At 47.3% G+C, this 17,130-nt stretch carries 18 protein-coding genes; 3 read left to right on the forward strand and 15 right to left on the reverse strand.

Annotated elements, in window-relative coordinates:
- Positions 1–91: 91 nt before the first annotated feature.
- Positions 92–1,279 carry a multidrug effflux MFS transporter gene (locus KO512_RS03680; protein WP_215950986.1) on the forward strand — a complete coding sequence of 396 codons (1,188 nt, stop codon included), beginning with the start codon at positions 92–94 and terminating at the stop codon, positions 1,277–1,279.
- A 43-nt stretch (positions 1,280–1,322) separates the two neighbouring features.
- Here the strand turns inward: KO512_RS03680 and KO512_RS03685 are convergent, their stop codons facing one another.
- From KO512_RS03685 to KO512_RS03735, 11 genes are all read right to left on the reverse strand, one after another.
- A complete protein-coding gene (locus KO512_RS03685; RefSeq protein ID WP_215950987.1) occupies positions 1,323–1,892 on the reverse strand; it encodes a DinB family protein in 570 nt (189 codons plus the stop codon).
- A gap of 54 nt (positions 1,893–1,946) precedes the next feature.
- Positions 1,947–2,255, reverse strand: coding sequence for a DUF1272 domain-containing protein (locus tag KO512_RS03690; protein ID WP_215950988.1), 309 nt, complete (start codon positions 2,253–2,255; stop codon positions 1,947–1,949).
- An 89-nt stretch (positions 2,256–2,344) separates the two neighbouring features.
- Entirely contained in the window at positions 2,345–2,677 is a 333-nt protein-coding gene (locus KO512_RS03695) for a YnfA family protein (RefSeq protein WP_215951067.1), read from the reverse strand.
- 168 nt (positions 2,678–2,845) lie between these two features.
- On the reverse strand, positions 2,846–3,358 hold the full coding sequence (locus tag KO512_RS03700; RefSeq protein WP_215950989.1) for a hypothetical protein: 513 nt from the start codon (positions 3,356–3,358) through the stop codon (positions 2,846–2,848).
- Between the two features lie 129 nt (positions 3,359–3,487).
- Entirely contained in the window at positions 3,488–4,087 is a 600-nt protein-coding gene (locus tag KO512_RS03705; RefSeq protein WP_215950990.1) for a M15 family metallopeptidase, read from the reverse strand.
- A gap of 68 nt (positions 4,088–4,155) precedes the next feature.
- On the reverse strand, positions 4,156–4,605 hold the full coding sequence (locus KO512_RS03710; RefSeq protein ID WP_215950991.1) for a DUF302 domain-containing protein: 450 nt from the start codon (positions 4,603–4,605) through the stop codon (positions 4,156–4,158).
- 494 nt (positions 4,606–5,099) lie between these two features.
- Positions 5,100–6,647: an SLC13 family permease gene (locus KO512_RS03715; RefSeq protein WP_215950992.1), complete on the reverse strand. Its 1,548-nt coding sequence runs from the start codon at positions 6,645–6,647 to the stop codon at positions 5,100–5,102.
- A 272-nt stretch (positions 6,648–6,919) separates the two neighbouring features.
- Positions 6,920–7,552 (reverse strand): MarC family protein, encoded by a 633-nt coding sequence (locus KO512_RS03720; protein WP_215950993.1) that lies wholly within the window; start codon positions 7,550–7,552, stop codon positions 6,920–6,922.
- A 244-nt stretch (positions 7,553–7,796) separates the two neighbouring features.
- Positions 7,797–8,948 carry an iron-containing alcohol dehydrogenase gene (locus KO512_RS03725; protein WP_215950994.1) on the reverse strand — a complete coding sequence of 384 codons (1,152 nt, stop codon included), beginning with the start codon at positions 8,946–8,948 and terminating at the stop codon, positions 7,797–7,799.
- Positions 8,949–9,175: 227 nt separating this feature from the next.
- Positions 9,176–10,510: a ferredoxin reductase family protein gene (locus KO512_RS03730; protein WP_215950995.1), complete on the reverse strand. Its 1,335-nt coding sequence runs from the start codon at positions 10,508–10,510 to the stop codon at positions 9,176–9,178.
- Positions 10,511–10,862: 352 nt separating this feature from the next.
- Complete coding sequence (locus KO512_RS03735; protein ID WP_215950996.1) at positions 10,863–11,765, reverse strand: LysR family transcriptional regulator; 903 nt, start codon at positions 11,763–11,765, stop codon at positions 10,863–10,865.
- 201 nt (positions 11,766–11,966) lie between these two features.
- Between KO512_RS03735 and KO512_RS03740 the strand changes: the two genes are divergently transcribed.
- Positions 11,967–12,611: a glutathione S-transferase family protein gene (locus tag KO512_RS03740; protein ID WP_215950997.1), complete on the forward strand. Its 645-nt coding sequence runs from the start codon at positions 11,967–11,969 to the stop codon at positions 12,609–12,611.
- A gap of 27 nt (positions 12,612–12,638) precedes the next feature.
- Positions 12,639–14,669, forward strand: a complete 2,031-nt coding sequence (locus KO512_RS03745; RefSeq protein ID WP_215950998.1) for a 2Fe-2S iron-sulfur cluster-binding protein — start codon at positions 12,639–12,641, stop codon at positions 14,667–14,669.
- A 131-nt stretch (positions 14,670–14,800) separates the two neighbouring features.
- Here KO512_RS03745 and KO512_RS03750 read toward each other — a convergent pair whose 3' ends face one another.
- The 4 genes from KO512_RS03750 to KO512_RS03765 form a co-directional block, all read right to left on the reverse strand.
- Positions 14,801–15,118: an MliC family protein gene (locus KO512_RS03750; RefSeq protein WP_215950999.1), complete on the reverse strand. Its 318-nt coding sequence runs from the start codon at positions 15,116–15,118 to the stop codon at positions 14,801–14,803.
- A 48-nt stretch (positions 15,119–15,166) separates the two neighbouring features.
- Positions 15,167–15,625 (reverse strand): excalibur calcium-binding domain-containing protein, encoded by a 459-nt coding sequence (locus KO512_RS20135; RefSeq protein ID WP_252734784.1) that lies wholly within the window; start codon positions 15,623–15,625, stop codon positions 15,167–15,169.
- 306 nt (positions 15,626–15,931) lie between these two features.
- Positions 15,932–16,258, reverse strand: coding sequence for a hypothetical protein (locus tag KO512_RS03760; RefSeq protein ID WP_215951000.1), 327 nt, complete (start codon positions 16,256–16,258; stop codon positions 15,932–15,934).
- The gene (locus KO512_RS03765) at positions 16,251–16,712 is read right to left on the reverse strand and encodes a hypothetical protein (protein WP_215951001.1); all 462 of its coding nucleotides are present in this window, start codon (positions 16,710–16,712) and stop codon (positions 16,251–16,253) included. The genes KO512_RS03760 and KO512_RS03765 overlap by 8 nt, the downstream gene beginning before the upstream one ends.
- Between the last annotated feature and the right edge of the window lie 418 nt (positions 16,713–17,130).

Here is a 17,130-nt window from a genome sequence, read left to right on the forward strand (position 1 = left end):
ACGAGTCTTACTGGCGATCTTAGTACTACCGGTGTATTCTGTTAACTTGTTAAGTATTTTCAAGTAAGCCTGACAGAACGATAACTCTACTATGCCAACCTCTTCCACCGCGCAAGTCAAAACTCCCATTTTATTGTTAGCCGGAATGGCGATTGCCAGTCCCGTGGCGCTCAACCTCTATGCTCCCGTGATGCCCGTGTTGGCAGAACAGTTCGATACCAGCCCATTTACAATCCAGTTAGGTTTTACCTTTTATCTGCTCACGCTCGCTATTGGCCAATTGATTAGCGGCCCATTAGCCGATCGCTATGGTCGTCGGCCGGTGTTTTTCTGGGGGTTTCTGCTGCATATTTTGGGTGCGTTACTGGGTGCCTTTGCCGTTGAGGTATGGCAACTACTGCTGGCGCGTATTCTTCAGGCCGCCGGCGGCTGTACGGGGATGTTACTGGCCCGTAGTATTATTCTCGATCAGCATGGTAAAGATAAAGCCGCTGGGATGCTTGGTTATATCACCATGGGGATCGCTTCGGCTCAAGCACTGGCGCCCACCATGGGCGGCTATCTTAACTTAGCGGTGGGCTGGCAATCGGTCTTTTGGGTATCGATGGCACTCGGCACCCTCGTTTGGCTTGGCGCCCTTTTCACTTTGCCGGAAACCTCAACAGCAAAATCAAACACGGGCTCGCTGCTACAAAGCTTTACCCGCTACGGCACCGTGCTGTCATCCCGAAATTATGTTTATTGTGCGCTATCAGCCACCATGATCGCCTCCGGTTTTTTTGTCTTTATGACCAGTGCGCCTTTCTTAGTCTCTGAGTTTTTACAGGGTAACTCCGCGGATTACGGTAACTGGTTTCTACTGGTGGCGGGGGGTTTTTGGTTTGGCAGCCTGACCGCAGGCAAGATTTCCGCAACAGTTGGCACTCGACGAATGATGTTGGCGGGCAATAGCCTTTCCGGCATGGGTGCATTGCTCATGCTGGGGCTGTTTGTACTCACCTCCTTCAGCTTTTTGGCGCTCTTTATGCCAATGGCGCTGTATACCTATGGTCGTGGTTTAAGTCAGCCAAGCGCACAAGCGGCGGCTATCTCATCGACCACCGGTGCCGTCGCAACCGCCACTGGGATGCTCGGTTTTTTCCAATTAACCATTGGCTCGTTAGTCGCACAAATCACCCCGCTGCTGATGGCGTTCAGCATTAATATGCTACCACTGGTATTGGTTTCGTTAGCCCTATTGGCATCAATCTTTGCGATCAAAGGCAGTCAGGGCGAATAAGCCCTTCTCTGCTACGCGGTGCTTTGCGGCATATTAACAGAGATTAATCCCTCAAGTTCTGTTGATCCGCAGCCTCTTGTAGGTCAGGGATATCGATCAATAAATCCGTCACCCCCACATCGATATCATATTGAAAAAGCACCGTCGACAGTTGTCCTCGGTGATGGGTTTGATGATTAAACAAATGGCTAACTAACCCGGCGAATTCACGTTCACTCACCTGCCCCTTCGAATTGCGATAACGTAACGTGCGGTTAAAATCATCAGCGCTAACTTCGGATACTAGCCACTGTTTAATGGCCGTATCAACGCGCTGTCGGGCAGCGATAAGGGAAGGAAAATCGCCGTAGAGCAATTCATCTAGAGCGACAGGGCTTGGCAGTGCCTTCAGGGCGATGAGCGAATTATAACCTTGCGCATGTAACGAGAAACGCGCTAGCCACAGCAGATCTCCGACTAAAATATGGTTCAGTATCCCTAATGGAGAGCCAAAAAACGCCCCACAATCACGGCTTAGCTGATCCGCTGAGAGCTTGGCACAAGCATTATAGACCTGATGATTCATCCGCTGATTGTAATCCGCCATGCGGATGAAATGGGTCTTAATATCCATGACCGGCGTGGCTCCTTTATCGGTTTCAGTTTCGATATAATCGCCAACAGTAGGCTATCGTTTACTGGGTTCGGTTGCTTTGATTAATGCACTAAACTCACTAAGCTCGGCGTCACTATAGGCGGTATGCACCCGTAAAGACGATGCTGGCTGATGCTCTAAGCCGACCCCCTCGCGATACCCTTTAACCGGTCGAATCGGTCTTGGACTAAAACCCCCACCACAGTTAGGACAGACATTACTCAACCGTTGTTCGACACAATCGTGGCAAAAGGTGCACTCATAGCTGCAAATATAGGCCTCGGTTGAATCTGGCGGCAGATCTTTATCACAACACTCACAGTTTGGACGAAGCTCTAACATCGCTGAAGCCCTCATTAAAATAGACCTAATAGCGTAAAAATACGCGAATCAATCAGTGCTGACTAGCCTTCAGCAACCGCCATAATCGTTCAGATCGATTTAGGAGCAAACATAATAATCGCCATACCGATTAATGCCACACTCGCCCCGACCATATCCCAAGCGGTGGGCTTGATACCGTCGACTAACCAAAGCCATACTAAAGCGACAAAAATATAGACGCCACCATAAGCCGCATAGACTCGACCCGCCGCCGTTGGATGCAACGATAGCAACCAAGCAAACAGCATTAAGCTAAGTGCTGCTGGCAGCAATAACCAGATCGTTTTATCCTGTTTTAACCAAAGGTATGGCAGATAACAACCGGCAATTTCAGCAACGGCGGTGATGATATAAAGCGCGAGGGTTTTTAACTCAAACATGGGATTCATCAATCTCATCTAACGGTAGGAATCATGGCTAGCACATAGCCACAACGCGAAGCTTAATCGAACAAATAATGAACGGTGAGCAACGACATTCAAGCGCCTATCACTCAGGCTATATTGGCAGAGGCTTCGATGACTAAATAGTCAGATCAACAGGATACACTATTCAGCAGCAGTAACGGCCGGCTGAGACTGTGCCGACACCAGCGGTTCTTTCACGTCGGCTTTCGCCTGATAAACCGCATACGCACTCAGCATCATAACAATCAATACCGCAGCCAGAAGCGGTCGATCAGCCCCTAGTTCATCGGTGATGCCATCCCGCTTCGCTTTCGCCAAATCATCGGGATGATACACGCCTTTACGACAAAACAGGATAGTAACAAAAAACATCCCCGTAACGGCCATAAACACATGCAGCGTATAGGTAAAGGCGATTAATGCCGTTGGGCTGTTAATCTGGGTAGCGCTGAGGCCTAACACCGAAGAACAGCACATCATGGCAATCGCGAACAGATTTATAGGGGTTTTAGAACGACTAACCGCGCCCCAGGCACTATTAATTTTCTGTTTCGCAGTGATGTGATTAAGCGCCACAGGGCAACCGCAATGGAGGCAACTGTCGGCTTTGTCAGAGATCGGCTGATCACAGTCTTCGCAGTTTATCATTGCCATGGTTCAGCTCCACTAAATTGATTCATAGGATGACTGGGGCCCATCGCCTGCCGAAGTAAACGGTTTACCTAAGGACTGGTCGATCTATTCTGCAGTGCAATTCACTTACCCTGCCAGACCTGTAAACAATCAAGCAGGCGGCGCGGAGGCTTGAAAATGCATCGCATCACGGCCCCAGAAAGCACCCGCTGATAACCACCCTTCTTGGGCAAAACACTCCATCACTTCAATCGGCATTGAGGCATTCACCGGCCACGCCGTTTTATTACCGTTTCGACCGGCATTGATATCGATCGCATTCATCCATGCATGCATCGACCATGAATTTAAACTGTTACGTTTTAAACGGGGATTATAAAGGCCGTTGTAGACCAGTATACCGGCTTGTTGACGTGATTCCTCATCAGGGTATACCTCGGCTAAGCGCTGAAAAACACGCAATAAGCTATCGGCACACTTTTCGTGAGCCCATAGGGATTTAACCGGTTTATCGCCATAATAAATGGTAAAAGGCAGAATGATTTTCTTGCGTGGCGGACTGTAATGTTTATCGCCATGGGGGCCAAAAAAATCGATAAACTCAGGGGATCCTTCAAGCGGAAAGGGATGCGGAGATGGCATCAGGTTTTTTAGGTGTTGCTGACAAGCAGCAATACTCATCGGCCCCCAAAAACCATCCCCTAATGTCCCCACCCGTTCCTGTAGACGAACAATCTCAGATCTTTTCATTATCAATACACCTCGGTATTTCAATTGATAGAATCGTCGTAGCCCTGAGTTTACAGCGTTAAACAGACCTACTTAGCGGCAGCACTGGCTATCCCTGACAAAGCATTGGTGACTTTATTGATCACCTCGTCACAGCCTTCAATCTCATGCCGCTTCACCAGATAGGCAGGATCGTTATAAGAGATCCAAACCTTATCGCTAACATCCTGCCAAACCAGATATTTCTGTGGCAGATCAATAGCAACCGTTTGCTGGCACGCCATCAAAGGGCTACCAACCTTCGGATTACCGAAAATAATCACCTGGGTATCCCGTAGCTCAATATTAACCTTAGCTGCGGCATCAGAATGTTTCACCCGATTAAATACAGTCATCCCTTTTTTAGCCAGAATGGTATCTAACCGATCGGCGGTTTCCTCCACACTATATTCGCTGGCAATGTTAACCATCCCCTCTGCTGCAAAAGCTGGGCAACCCCAGAGGATAGCCGTAAGAGCAATGACATAACGCTTAAACATAAGAAACTCCTTGGTATTCATATTGGACGTATGGCGTCAGTGTACACAGCATCAAGGCCTAAAAACCAGTCTAATTTATCGGCCTAAATCACCGCCGATCTTTTATTTGTTTCTATGAGTTTAGATGCAATTCAAACATTTGTTCAAAAAATAGTTCAAATCGTCAAAAGATGCCGCAAAATAATGACCTTACCGAAAGATAAGCACCGGCCTAATCCGCTAAAGATGAATGCATAAGAGCAGGCTATCAATACAAAAGAGAATGAAAGTACTCGAGGGAACATTTAAAGAGAGGGCTTAACTACATCGCTTCACGATAGCCCGTAAAGAGAGAGCGAATCTATATAGTGGTTATAGGTTTGTTGAATGGCGTTGATGAGTGAGCCTGATGGAAGGATTTTATGAATAGCTTGAGTCGATAGCGGTATTAAAGATGTCATTCAAGAAAATGACTGAGCCTGCAATATTATCACCACAGGCCCAGCGTTTAACAATTAAAGACTGATACCAAAGACAAAGTCAGCGAGCAACATGAATAGTCCAAAAGCCACAATGATCGCAACAATATTGAGCAAGAAACCAGCCCGCACCATATCGCGGAGTTCCATCAACTCATAGGAGAACACAATCGCATTAGGCGGTGTTGCCACCGGCATCATAAAGGCCATTGAAGCCCCCAGCGCTACTGGAACACAGAGTATCAGTGGATCCAAACCCAAGCCCACGGCTACAGCGGCCAGAATCGGCAAGAAAGTCGCTGTCGAGGCGGTATTCGAGGTGATTTCAGTCAGGTAGACAATCGCCACCGTCACCAGCAGTACCAGCACCATCGTGCTAACCTCAATGCCTGCAACCGCATTACCGATCCATTCAGCTAGACCCGTACCTTTAAAACCACTGGCCAATGCCAAGCCACCACCGAACAAGAGTAGAACGCCCCAAGGCACATGACGGGCAGCTTCCCAATCCAATGCAAACTCACCTTTCTTGCGAGAGATAGGCACGGCAAATAAAACCAACGCAGCCAATAGCGCGATAATGGTGTCATTCAGCGGCAAACCGGTCAGCTCAACGATAAATTTACGGAATATCCAACCAAATGCGGCGCCTAAGAAGACCACCGCCACTAGCTTCTCACCACGAGACATAATACCCAGCGCGGATAGTTCACGGTGAACCACAGCACTTGGATCGTCAATCGCAATTTGATGAGATGGGAACAGCACCCGTGTCAGCAACAGCCAAGCAATCGGCAACATGATCACAACCACAGGCACACCCAACAACATCCAATCAAAAAAGCTGATTTCAATATCATAAGTATTCTGTAAGAAACTCGCTAAGAGCGCGTTTGGCGGAGTCCCAATCAACGTGGCGACACCACCAATGGAAGCGCTATAGGCGATTGCTAGCATCAGCGCCACACCGAAATTACGTACTATCTTTTTATCATCGGTTTGCTGTGCAACAAAGTCGATCACCGACAGGCCCACCGCAAACATCATGATGGTGGTAGCCGTATTCGAGATCCACATAGAAAGGAACGCCGTCGCTAGCATGAAACCGAGAATAATCCGTGACGGTGAAGTACCGATCATACTGACAATTTTCAAAGCAATACGGCGGTGTAGCCCTACATGCTGCATCGCGGCCGCCAATAAAAAGCCACCGAGGAACAAAAAAATCAACGGATGGCCGTAATTAGCCGCCACCGGTTTAATTTTATCAATGCCAAACAATGGCATCAGCACCAATGGTAAGAGCGCAGTCGCAGGAATAGGCACCGCCTCACTTAACCACCAGATCACCATCCATGAGGCCATTGCTACCAGATGCCACGCTTCGATCGGCATCCCCTCTGGGGCGGAACACAGCAGGAGAATGGCCGCCACGACAGGACCACCAATCAAACCTAATAGACGCAGTCCCGTCACGGGTAAAGCCGACACCTCATCTTGGTCTTTGTAGTCAGGATCGCGACGATCCCCTGGGGCCAGAAAATCTCCGTCATGGGCATGAACGTTCTTTTCTTTATTCGACATGGATACTTCTCTCTGAATAAATTGAGTTTTAATCTGTTACATGTTCTAAAGTATTTTTCAGCGTTCGTGGCAATTAAAGCGTTTTCATATGTCCTTATTACACCTATAAATCTATCCACCAGCTTAGGCGCAATAATACAATATATCTCGGCTAGAATCTGATCATTAGTCGGTAAAAGCGGGATTAATATGAGTAAAACGGGAACAAACCACAGATCCGTTGTCCTAGGTGCGTCAACCTTGCTGAAATCTGAAAAAATGGCGTACAGAAATCAACCGACGATCGCGCCACGAACCCCTTCTATTAACATCTGTACACCAATCACCGCGAGCATCAGCCCCATCAAACGGGACACCACTTTAATCGCATTCTGGCCTAGATAGCGCGTTAGCCATTCACCCCCAACAAAGGCGCTGTAGGTCAGAACACACATTAACGCAAAGGCTAACAATACGGTTGAAACCTCAGGCAGAGTGGATTCCGCAGCAAAATTCATGGCGGTGGCGATCGTCCCCGGCCCTGCCAACACAGGAATACCCAAAGGGGTAATGGCAATATCGACAACCGAATCAACACTCTTTTCATTATCCCGATGGGTCGGCGTATGGATACTCGAGCGTTCGCCCTGCAACATATGATAACCAATCAAACCGATCATCATCCCCCCGGCAATCTTAAACGCCGGCAGCGTAATGCCGAACATCGAAAAGATTTCACGGCCACCGATAGCGAACACCGACACAATAATAAAAGCGACGACTACCGACCGTAGCGCAATCATCCGCCGCATGCCCTGATCAACATCTTCAGTCAAACCAATAAACAGTGTTGAGTTGGCAATCGGATTCATGATGGCAAAAAAAGCCATAAATACGGTCAAAAAATGTACGGCGATATTATCCATATATACTTAGCGTCTCAATAAGTTTGACCTATCACTCAGGTGCATCTTATCCATTATTCGTTATAAAAGCAGATTAAAAAGTTAACCAAAGGTCGACAGGATAAAACAGAGATGCGGATCACTGCCAGCAAAATATGATGCAGCGTTTACACTATAAAAAAATACCCGCACGGGGTTAACCGCACGGGTATTGAATCGATCACGATATTTAACTAAATACCGTGATGACGATCAAGAGAGCCTATTAAAGTGCAGATTGAAAGATCGCTGCCACTTCAGCATTATTCAATCTGCGCGGATTGGTCAGGCAACAAACATCTTTCTGAGCATTGACCACCATGGCGTCAATATCTTCACTTTTCACACCCAGTTCACCCAAGGTGCGAGGAATACCAACATCTTCACCAAGGGTTTCAATTGCATCAATCGCTAATAGCGCCGCATCACGATCAGATAGGCCATCGGTGATCTCACCCAGTGCATCTGCAATATCAGCAAAGCGCTCAGTCGCCGCAATCATGTTCACACGGCAAACATGAGGCAACAGTAAAGCATTACAGATACCGTGTGGCAGGTTATACATACCACCCAGTTGATGCGCCATCGCATGCACATAACCTAAGCTAGCATTATTGAATGCCATACCGGCGAGGTATTCGGCATAAGCCATTTTATCGCGGGCGACCATATCATCGCCACGGGCAACCGCATTACGCAGATACTTACCAATCAAGCGAATCGCTTGCAGCGCACAGGCATCCGTAATAGGTGTTGCCGCTGTTGAGACATAAGCTTCGACCGCATGGGTCAATGCATCCATACCGGTAGCAGCCGTCAGTGCTGGGGGCATATCCACCATCAGCGCCGGATCATTAATAGCAACATCAGGAGTCACTCGCCAATCGACAATCGCCATTTTTACATGATTTGAAGTATTGGTGATAATCGTAAAACGCGTCATCTCACTGGCAGTACCTGCAGTGGTATTGACCGCAATATAAGGCGGTAAAGGTGCTGTCGCCTGATCTAAACCTTCGTAATCATGAATCGTGCCGCCACTGGTCACGACTAAGCCGATACCTTTACAGCAGTCATGTGTACTACCGCCGCCGATGGAGATCAACATATCACAGCCATTCTCGTTATACGCGGCGACCCCTGCGGCCACATTGGTATCGGTAGGGTTAGGCACGGTTTCATCATAAACCACACTCGCAATACCTTCACTTTCTAATAGATCGGTCAGACGCGCAGTATAGCCCAACGCCGTCATCCCTTGATCGGCAACTACTAATGGTTTTTTTCCGCCCAACATGTTGATCCGCTCAGGTAGTTTGCTAAAACAGCCCTCGCCCATCAGAGATACATTGGGAACAAAAAATTCGTGAATAGCCATAATGCAAACAACCCCTTTATCAAAAAGAAAGATAAAAATAAATAACAGAATGTATATCAAAGAGCGATACTGTAACTCAATAATGCCTACTATTCGTTGATCTAAACCTAGATCCAAACAATAATCTTTGAGTTTATACAAACATACTTACAATTCACTCAACCCCAATATTTTAATATACCCCCAGTTCATTTTCAGCCAGTTTTTACAATATTTTATGGCTGAGTTTAACGCATCTGAAACAACTCCTGATGGTAATGTTTAGCCAAAAAACCATGTGCTAAAAAATCTTTACGCAGGGAAAAACCAAAACCTGATGGGCCACAAAACCAAACACTCGCCGCCTTCCATTCCGGTACTGCTTGGCAAACCCCAGCATAATCTAAACGCTTATCTCTTCCACTCACCAGCACATGAAGTTTCACCCCCGCTGCAAGCGCATCGGCCGTTAACTTATCGATGACCGCCTGATCATAGTTGCTCGTCGCATAAAACAGATCGATTAGCTTTTCGCCTGGGGTCTTAGCCAACTCTTTTAAACGCGCCACAAAAGGCGTAATACCGATACCACCCGCTACCCAGATTTGTCGTGGCTGAGGATCATCGAAATCAAAACAACCATAAGGACCTTCAACCGTCACCGGCATATCGGTTTTCAACGTTTCTCTCAAGCGGCTGGTATGATCGCCCAGCGCCTTAGTGATGAATACGATATGGCCATCATCATTGTTCCAAGCCGAAGCAATCGTATAGGGATGAGCCCCCTCTTTCCGGTTAGACGTAACAAAAGCAAATTGACCTGCACGATGTCCCTGCCAACCATCTTTCACGGAGATACTCACCTCAAGTACGCGCAAGGCATCGTAATAGGTCAGATCATCAATCGTGCCTTTAACTTTTCGCTTACGCCCAATGCGTCCGGTAAGTGCCAATACCCCCGCGACCGAGCCGCCTAATAACAACACCGCCATCAGCCAACCAATCGGTTGTGTCCAGTATTCAAACTCAATCAGAATCAACGCATGATATGCCAGTACTAGATAAGCAATAGAGATCAGTTGGTGTGTTTTAATAAACAGGTGATAGGGGAAGCGTTTAATTAACGCCAGCAGGATCAACGCCACCGCTGCGTAAAAAGCCCACTCGCCGACCGACTCGGCAAAGCCACGCTGACTGCGAAACAACCCCTCAATAAAGCCGAGCGCTTCTTGGCTACGATGGCCTTTCTCTGGTTTAACTAACCAGCCCCAGCCAACCATCCACTTGGTGCCCTGAGCCATCCACCAGTGAAGCACTGAGACAACCAACGCGGTAATCCCAAGCCACTTATGCAAGCGGTACATTTTATCTAACCCATCAAGATGGGGTTCAAGCCATTTCGGCCGCAACGCTAACATCATGGCAATGCTCATCACACCGATAGCGATAACACCACTGTATTGCACAAACACATGACGAAAACTGAAATAGGTGAACGGTTCTGGGAGTAAGCTATCAGCCAATAGCCAGACCGCAGTCAATATCAACAACAACGCAACAAAGAAAATTTTAATCTGTTTCATGATCGATCGTCTTCAGTAAATTCCATTTAAAACACCGATAGAGGATACCGATGCATACCGGGCAGACAAAGAGAAAGAGAAAGAGACGTCCGCCTTGCTCCCTTGTTCAAATCCGGAGCCCTATTCTACACAGCTCGTCACAACACAAATAACCCCTTTCATGTAAGGTTATGTAAAGTTTTACTAAGGAGCACAACACCTTAGGAACGATAAGGTAAAAACACCTCGCCCGCATTGATACACAACAACCTTTGATACTTGGACTGACACTCAGGACAGGCATTCAAAATAAGCACTTAAAATAACAGCTTGAGAAAGTCGCAGACCTTCAACGCAACATGCCGCAGGAAGGTTATGAAATAATAAAAGGATTTTGCTTTAAGGTCTGCACAGCCAAATCGATAAAACTACGAGTTTTCGCATTAACCCGACGGCCTTCCATATGAATGATGTTTACGGGTAAAGGCTCCTCTTCATACTGGGTTAACACACTTTTCAATGTGCCTTTATCCAGCTCTTCACCTGCCTGATAAGACATTAAACGGGTAATGCCATGGCCCAATAACGCAGCCTTCAAGGCGGCACCATTGTGATTACATCGCAAACGCGGATTCAACTTGATCAGCTCTTTCTTGCCATTAACCTGAAATTGCCAGGCACTGATATGCTCAAATGGGGTTGGAAAGATAACATGATGATCAACCAAATCGGCCGGGGTTTCTGGAGTGCCATGCTGCTGAAAATAGTCAGCTGAACCACAGACGATCATCCTCACATAGCCAACCCGAGTGGCATAGAGATTTGAATCTTTAAGGTGACCAATACGGATGGCGACGTCGAGTTCCTCCTCTAATAAGCTAGCGACCCGATCGAGTAAAAACAGTTTCACAGAAACATCTGGATTATCCGCTAGATATTGCGTCACAACGGGCACAATAAATTTTTCACCAAACAGCACGGGAGCCGTCAACGCAAGTGTGCCTGCAGGGCGAGAATAGATACCCGCGGCGGCGGCCTCGGCCTCCTGAATATCTTCCATGATGCGTTTTGCATCCTGTAAATAGCGAGCTCCGGGCTCCGTTAGGCGCACTAAACGTGTGGTGCGGTTAAAGAGCTTCACCCCTAAACGGTTTTCAAGCGCTGCGACCGCACGGGTGGTGGCCGGAGCCGATAGCCCTAACGCTTTGCTTGCCGCCGTAAAACTCTGATGCCTGGCCACTTCCATAAACACCTGCATTGTTTGTAGCTTATCCACGCCCATACCTCACTGACTTTAATCACTCCTATTATTACATTTAGCACAATAATAAATTACAAACTTAGGCAATTATTTCTACTTTTGATTTGAATATAGTATTAACCCTGAATGGAGCATGCACTCATCGCGGCCTCTAACACGGCATAAACCGATGCGCACATTCTAACGTTACGCATCTTTTACTTTTAGGAGAAAGCCATGAACGCCAAATTTTCTACCACTCATGCACCGATAAAATTGTATCGCAACCCTATTTCTGGTCACTGCCACCGTGTCGAGTTGATGCTGTCGTTACTGGATCTACCCTATGAAACAATCGATTTAGATATGCTCAACGGTGCCCACAAAGCACCGGATTATTTAACTATTAGCCCCTTTGGACAGGTGCCCGCCATTGATGACAACGGTTATACCCTAGCGGACTCTAACGCCATCATTAGCTATTTAGAGAAAAAGTATAACGACGGCTATGAATGGTCACCGCAAGACCCTGAACAGGCCGCTGAGGTGCAACGTTGGTTATCGGTTGCTGCCGGTGAAATTGCCTACGGCCCCTGCGCAGTTCGCTTGGTAAAATTATTTAGTGTTGAGCTGGATTACCAAAGCGCCAAACGCATTACTGAAGCATTATTCGCCGTGATGGAACCACTGCTAACCAAACGAAACTATTTGGCCAGCAACAAAATCACTCTGGCGGATGTCGCTGGATATAGCTATGTCGCCCATGTACCTGAAGGGGGTGTGAGCTTGGACCCCTACCCCGCTATTCGTACTTGGCTAGCACGCATTGAAGCCCATCCACGCTTTGTTGCAATGGCTCGCTCACCGCTACCCAACGACTAATCCAATCGCTAGATAACGGAGTCAACCATGGTCCAGAAAACATCTCAGTTTCATGCCGCCGAAATTAAAGTGCAAGAGCGGCTTGGGGTGGCGGGCTTGGTTGCTCAAACCAGTGAAGGGTTTATTCGTCAAACCATGCTAGCGCAGCATCGACAGTTTTTTCATGAGCTGCCTTTTATCGTCCTAGGTTTGGTTGATCAACAGGGCTATTCTTGGGCCGTACCGTTATTCGGCAAGCCCGGGTTTATCTCCTCGCCTAACGAGACAACCTTAGCTCTAGAAGCCTTACCCACGCTGACCGATCTACTCGCACTGGATTTCACCCTAGGGCAAAAAGTAGGCGCACTGGGTATTCAATTACAAAGCCGTCGACGTAATCGCCTGAATGGCATCATTAACACGATTAATGACAAAAGTTTCACCATTAAAGTAGAACAGAGTTTCGGTAATTGTCCGCAGTATATACAGAAACGAGAACTTGAATGGCAAACAAATGGATTGACCGAATCGCCGCTTGATCGTGCAGTTATTATGAACTGGCAATCTGAGCAAGCCATTGATCAACACTTAAAAACCATGATCGAGCAGGCCGATACCTTTTTTATCGCCTCACGCACCGCCTTGCTCGATACTGACCCGCGCCATGGCATTGATGCCTCTCACCGTGGCGGCAAGCCTGGTTTTATCAAAGTGGAAGGTAATACCCTCTATTTTCCAGACTTTAGTGGCAACCGCTTTTTTAATACCCTCGGCAATATCGAATCCGATGGACGTGTGGGTTTATTCTTTCCCGATTTCACCACCGGTGATGCGGCCTTTATCACCGGCCAAGCGAAGGTTCTCTGGCAACACCCAGCGATTCCTGATTACCAAGGAGCAGAGCGAATAATCGCAGTACATATCGAAAAATCGACACACCTATCCCGCTTCATGCCAATGACCGGTGTTCTAAAAGAGCCTTCCCCCATGCTCGATGGCACCGGCCGTTGGCATGACCTAGCCGCGACCGCAGCCGATCAATATCAACCGGTTAAAGTGATTGATATACAACCAGAAAGCGATACCGTTAGCTCGTTTTATCTAGCCCCACTCGAGGGTCAGTCGACCGTGGATTATACGCCTGGGCAGTTTCTACCGCTCCAGCTGACTGTTGCCGGCCTGCCAACACCGCTACGACGTAGCTATACCCTGTCTCAAGCCCCCAAGTCTGGGCATTACCGCATCTCGGTAAAACGAGAACAACAGGGGTTAGTGTCCAAAGCGTTGCATGACCAACTCGCTATTGGTGACTGCCTTCAAGTAGCCAAACCCGCAGGACAGTTCACTCTGCAACCAACGCATCAACCTATTGTGTTGATCTCGGGAGGCATTGGAATTACCCCCATGATCGCCATGTTAGAAGGGCTCGTTAAAGCCGTGGACAACGGCGTGCCGGCTCAACCTGTTTGGTTTATCCATGCCTGTCAAAATAGCCAAAACCATGCCTTTGCGGCACAACTCACTCAACTCGCAAAACAATACGACTGGCTCAGCCTCCATACCCTGTACTCCAAACCCCTGCCACAAGACAAAATCAATGTAGATTATCAAGCGAAAGGCCGTCTTAGCACCGACCGATTAAAGCATCTACTACCCATTGAGCAATACGACGTCTACCTCTGTGGCTCCAGCGGCTTTATGCGCTCTCTGTTCCAAGGATTGCTTGAAGTAGGTGTCGCTAAAACCAACATCTATTATGAATTCTTTGCTGAAGGCTCAATTGAAGATGACGAACCAACGGCAAACCCGGCTGAACAAGCCTGCATCCGCTTTGCCGACAGCGACCTAACGGCACAGTGGCACACAACCGATGGCAGCCTGCTAGAATTTGCCGAAGCCCAGGGCATCAGCGCTCCGCACAGTTGTCGTGCGGGAAACTGTGGTGCATGTGCATGCCGACTGACAGCCGGTGAAGTGGCGTATGAAAAACAACCCAGCTTTACAACCGCCGTAGGGGAAGTGCTGATCTGCTGCGCGAAACCCGCTGAAGGCAGCACAGAGATCGTTATCGACATTTAACCTATTGGCTTTTAACTTGAGAGCAAGCGTTTATGCGGACAGGCGCTGTTTAAGACGTTTAAGCCGAGACAGACACGCCTGAATGGTGCTTATATCAGCACGCCAACACATTAAGCGTTTAATCGAAGCCGTTATTTAGCATGACAAGCAATGGGCATCATCCGCCCTATTTCGAGAGACATACGATCCCCCTTACCTCTGATACTCACCTTAACATTGCTATAGAGAAACCCCGACGCGGTGGGCTCCTGTCGTAATTCAATTGCATGATTGTCACGGATAAGCACCGCCCGCGATTGCTGCGGATAAAACCGAACCGCAGCGACACCTCGCTCACATTGATATGAAACTTCATGATAATGCCGTGAATCAGGCAACGATGGCGTATTCGTACAGCCAACCATTAGCCATGAAATAACAACCCCGCTAACCTTAAAACAACGCTTCATTGGATACTTTCCTTATAACACACTTAATAACATGGCGAGCAGTGATAGCTAAAACCTAGAATCATTTTCACAGGGTCGGCCATCGTGATCCCCATCCATCTTCGTGTTAGGACAGTTGTTGATGAAGAATACCGCCTCAGCTCTTGAGTGCATTTGACTATAGTGCTGCCGGCCATCGCATTTAAACCGCTGATGTGTAATATCAGGTATCGCGTTGCGAGTATGACTGGACCCAAAATAACCATCAGACCGAATGACATTAACCGATGAAGACATCCCGCCCTCATTGATAAAAGCACAAACGATAAGAATGAGAAAACCAAATAGTTGTAACTTGAATGCGCCTTTTGCCTCTTGCCAGTGAAAAATCAAATAGAAGATGGAAAAGGGCCAAAGAAACAAAACAGCTAACCCCCAGAGAATGCTTGTTCTGAAAGCAGCAATGACCAAACCTATTGAACCAATAATGGATATAAGAAGGCCGAGATATAACCCTAGCTCTGTCATACGATTTCCTTTTGTATGCGCGATGAAGTATGGCGGGCCAACCTTTTACGAATCAAATATGAAGTGCGAATCTGCACCTTTGCTTACCATGCAGCCGATTGACCGGCCGATAGTGTAGCGGAAAATAATGCTCGCTGGCCTGAAAGGTATCAATTTTTCTTCACACCGTTACCGAGATAACGACACGATAGGCACGAGCACATTACCTTGCTATCGCTCAATGGCGGATATTTGATTATAGCCGTTTGGAATGCAGCCGCTAGCATGCAGAGTCACTGCACCCTAACGGCTGAGTGGTGATAAAACTTAAACAAAAACCTCAAAAGCCGTATCGACCACCAGACTGATAAAGCCTTTACGGAATTTTTCTAATTTAATCAGCGAGAGACCCGCTTGACGAAGTGCAAACATTTCGGCCAATGCCTTTTTAGCATTCACTAGGTCACTAAAGTCTTCCTCGTTGATATCTCCGTTGGCAAGTAGCTTCGTCCAGCGTTTCAGGTCCGCTTTTGCTTTATCAATAAAGGCTTCGGCATCCTGTTTAGCTTGAGCCTCATAACCATCAAAGATCTCTTTTGCTAATACCTCGGCATTGTCTTTTAACGCGGTTAAAAAATCATCGAAATCAGCCATTATTAAGTGCTCCTCTTGCGATGCAGTCTGTCGCTTCCTTTTTATTGGCTTCTAAGCAAATAATCTCATCAAATGCGTCCGCCATTAACGCCCTATACTCTTGAATAAGAATGTCAGAAAGCGTGCCCCGCTCCTGCCACCGTTTAAAAAATTTACCTAAAAGATCACCTTCCGGATTTTTAAGTATCTCCCACTGTTCAGCCGACTGCTGGCTACCAGGAACACCTTTAACAAACTCGTATGCCATTTCCGCTTTAAGTTTAATCGCGTCGATCGCAGCTTCATTATCCGCATAGGGTGTATTCGCTTTACTGAGGGTTGTTAACACTTCAGCCTTGAGTGAGGTGGCGTTTTCATAGGCCGCAGGACTATGAGGGCCAATAAGCGGTGTACAGCCATATAACATCAGCAGTAACAATATTGCATAGACGCTTGCACGATATGTCTGATTCATTCGTTTCTCCATAACTTCTGATATTGAAACGCAACATGTTGATCATCGTGTCAGCATGCCCCTATCATCCAGCGGGGATAGCAATTGTCTCCCGACACTGGGGGGATCAAAGCCTGAATAACAGCACTTCACTCTTGCTCAAAATCTGACCCACTGTCCAACAATGTAGTCTAAAAGCGTCCATTTCGCCCTCATACTATCGCTAACTATCGACGAGCACCGATTCGCGCTTCTTGTTACTTTGCAATCATCACCTTATATCCCACTCCCAGAAGCAGCCTATACCGATAACGCTGCTCGTAATTATTCGATACAAAAAATCACATTCAGCCTTCTTTTAACCGTCTCAATATTTTGAGTGATATTTAAACAGTAGTAATCATATTGAATTTATTGAGTAAACAGATTTACCCATAAT

The organism is Amphritea atlantica, from assembly GCF_018860855.1.
Classification (GTDB): domain Bacteria; phylum Pseudomonadota; class Gammaproteobacteria; order Pseudomonadales; family Balneatricaceae; genus Amphritea; species Amphritea atlantica_A.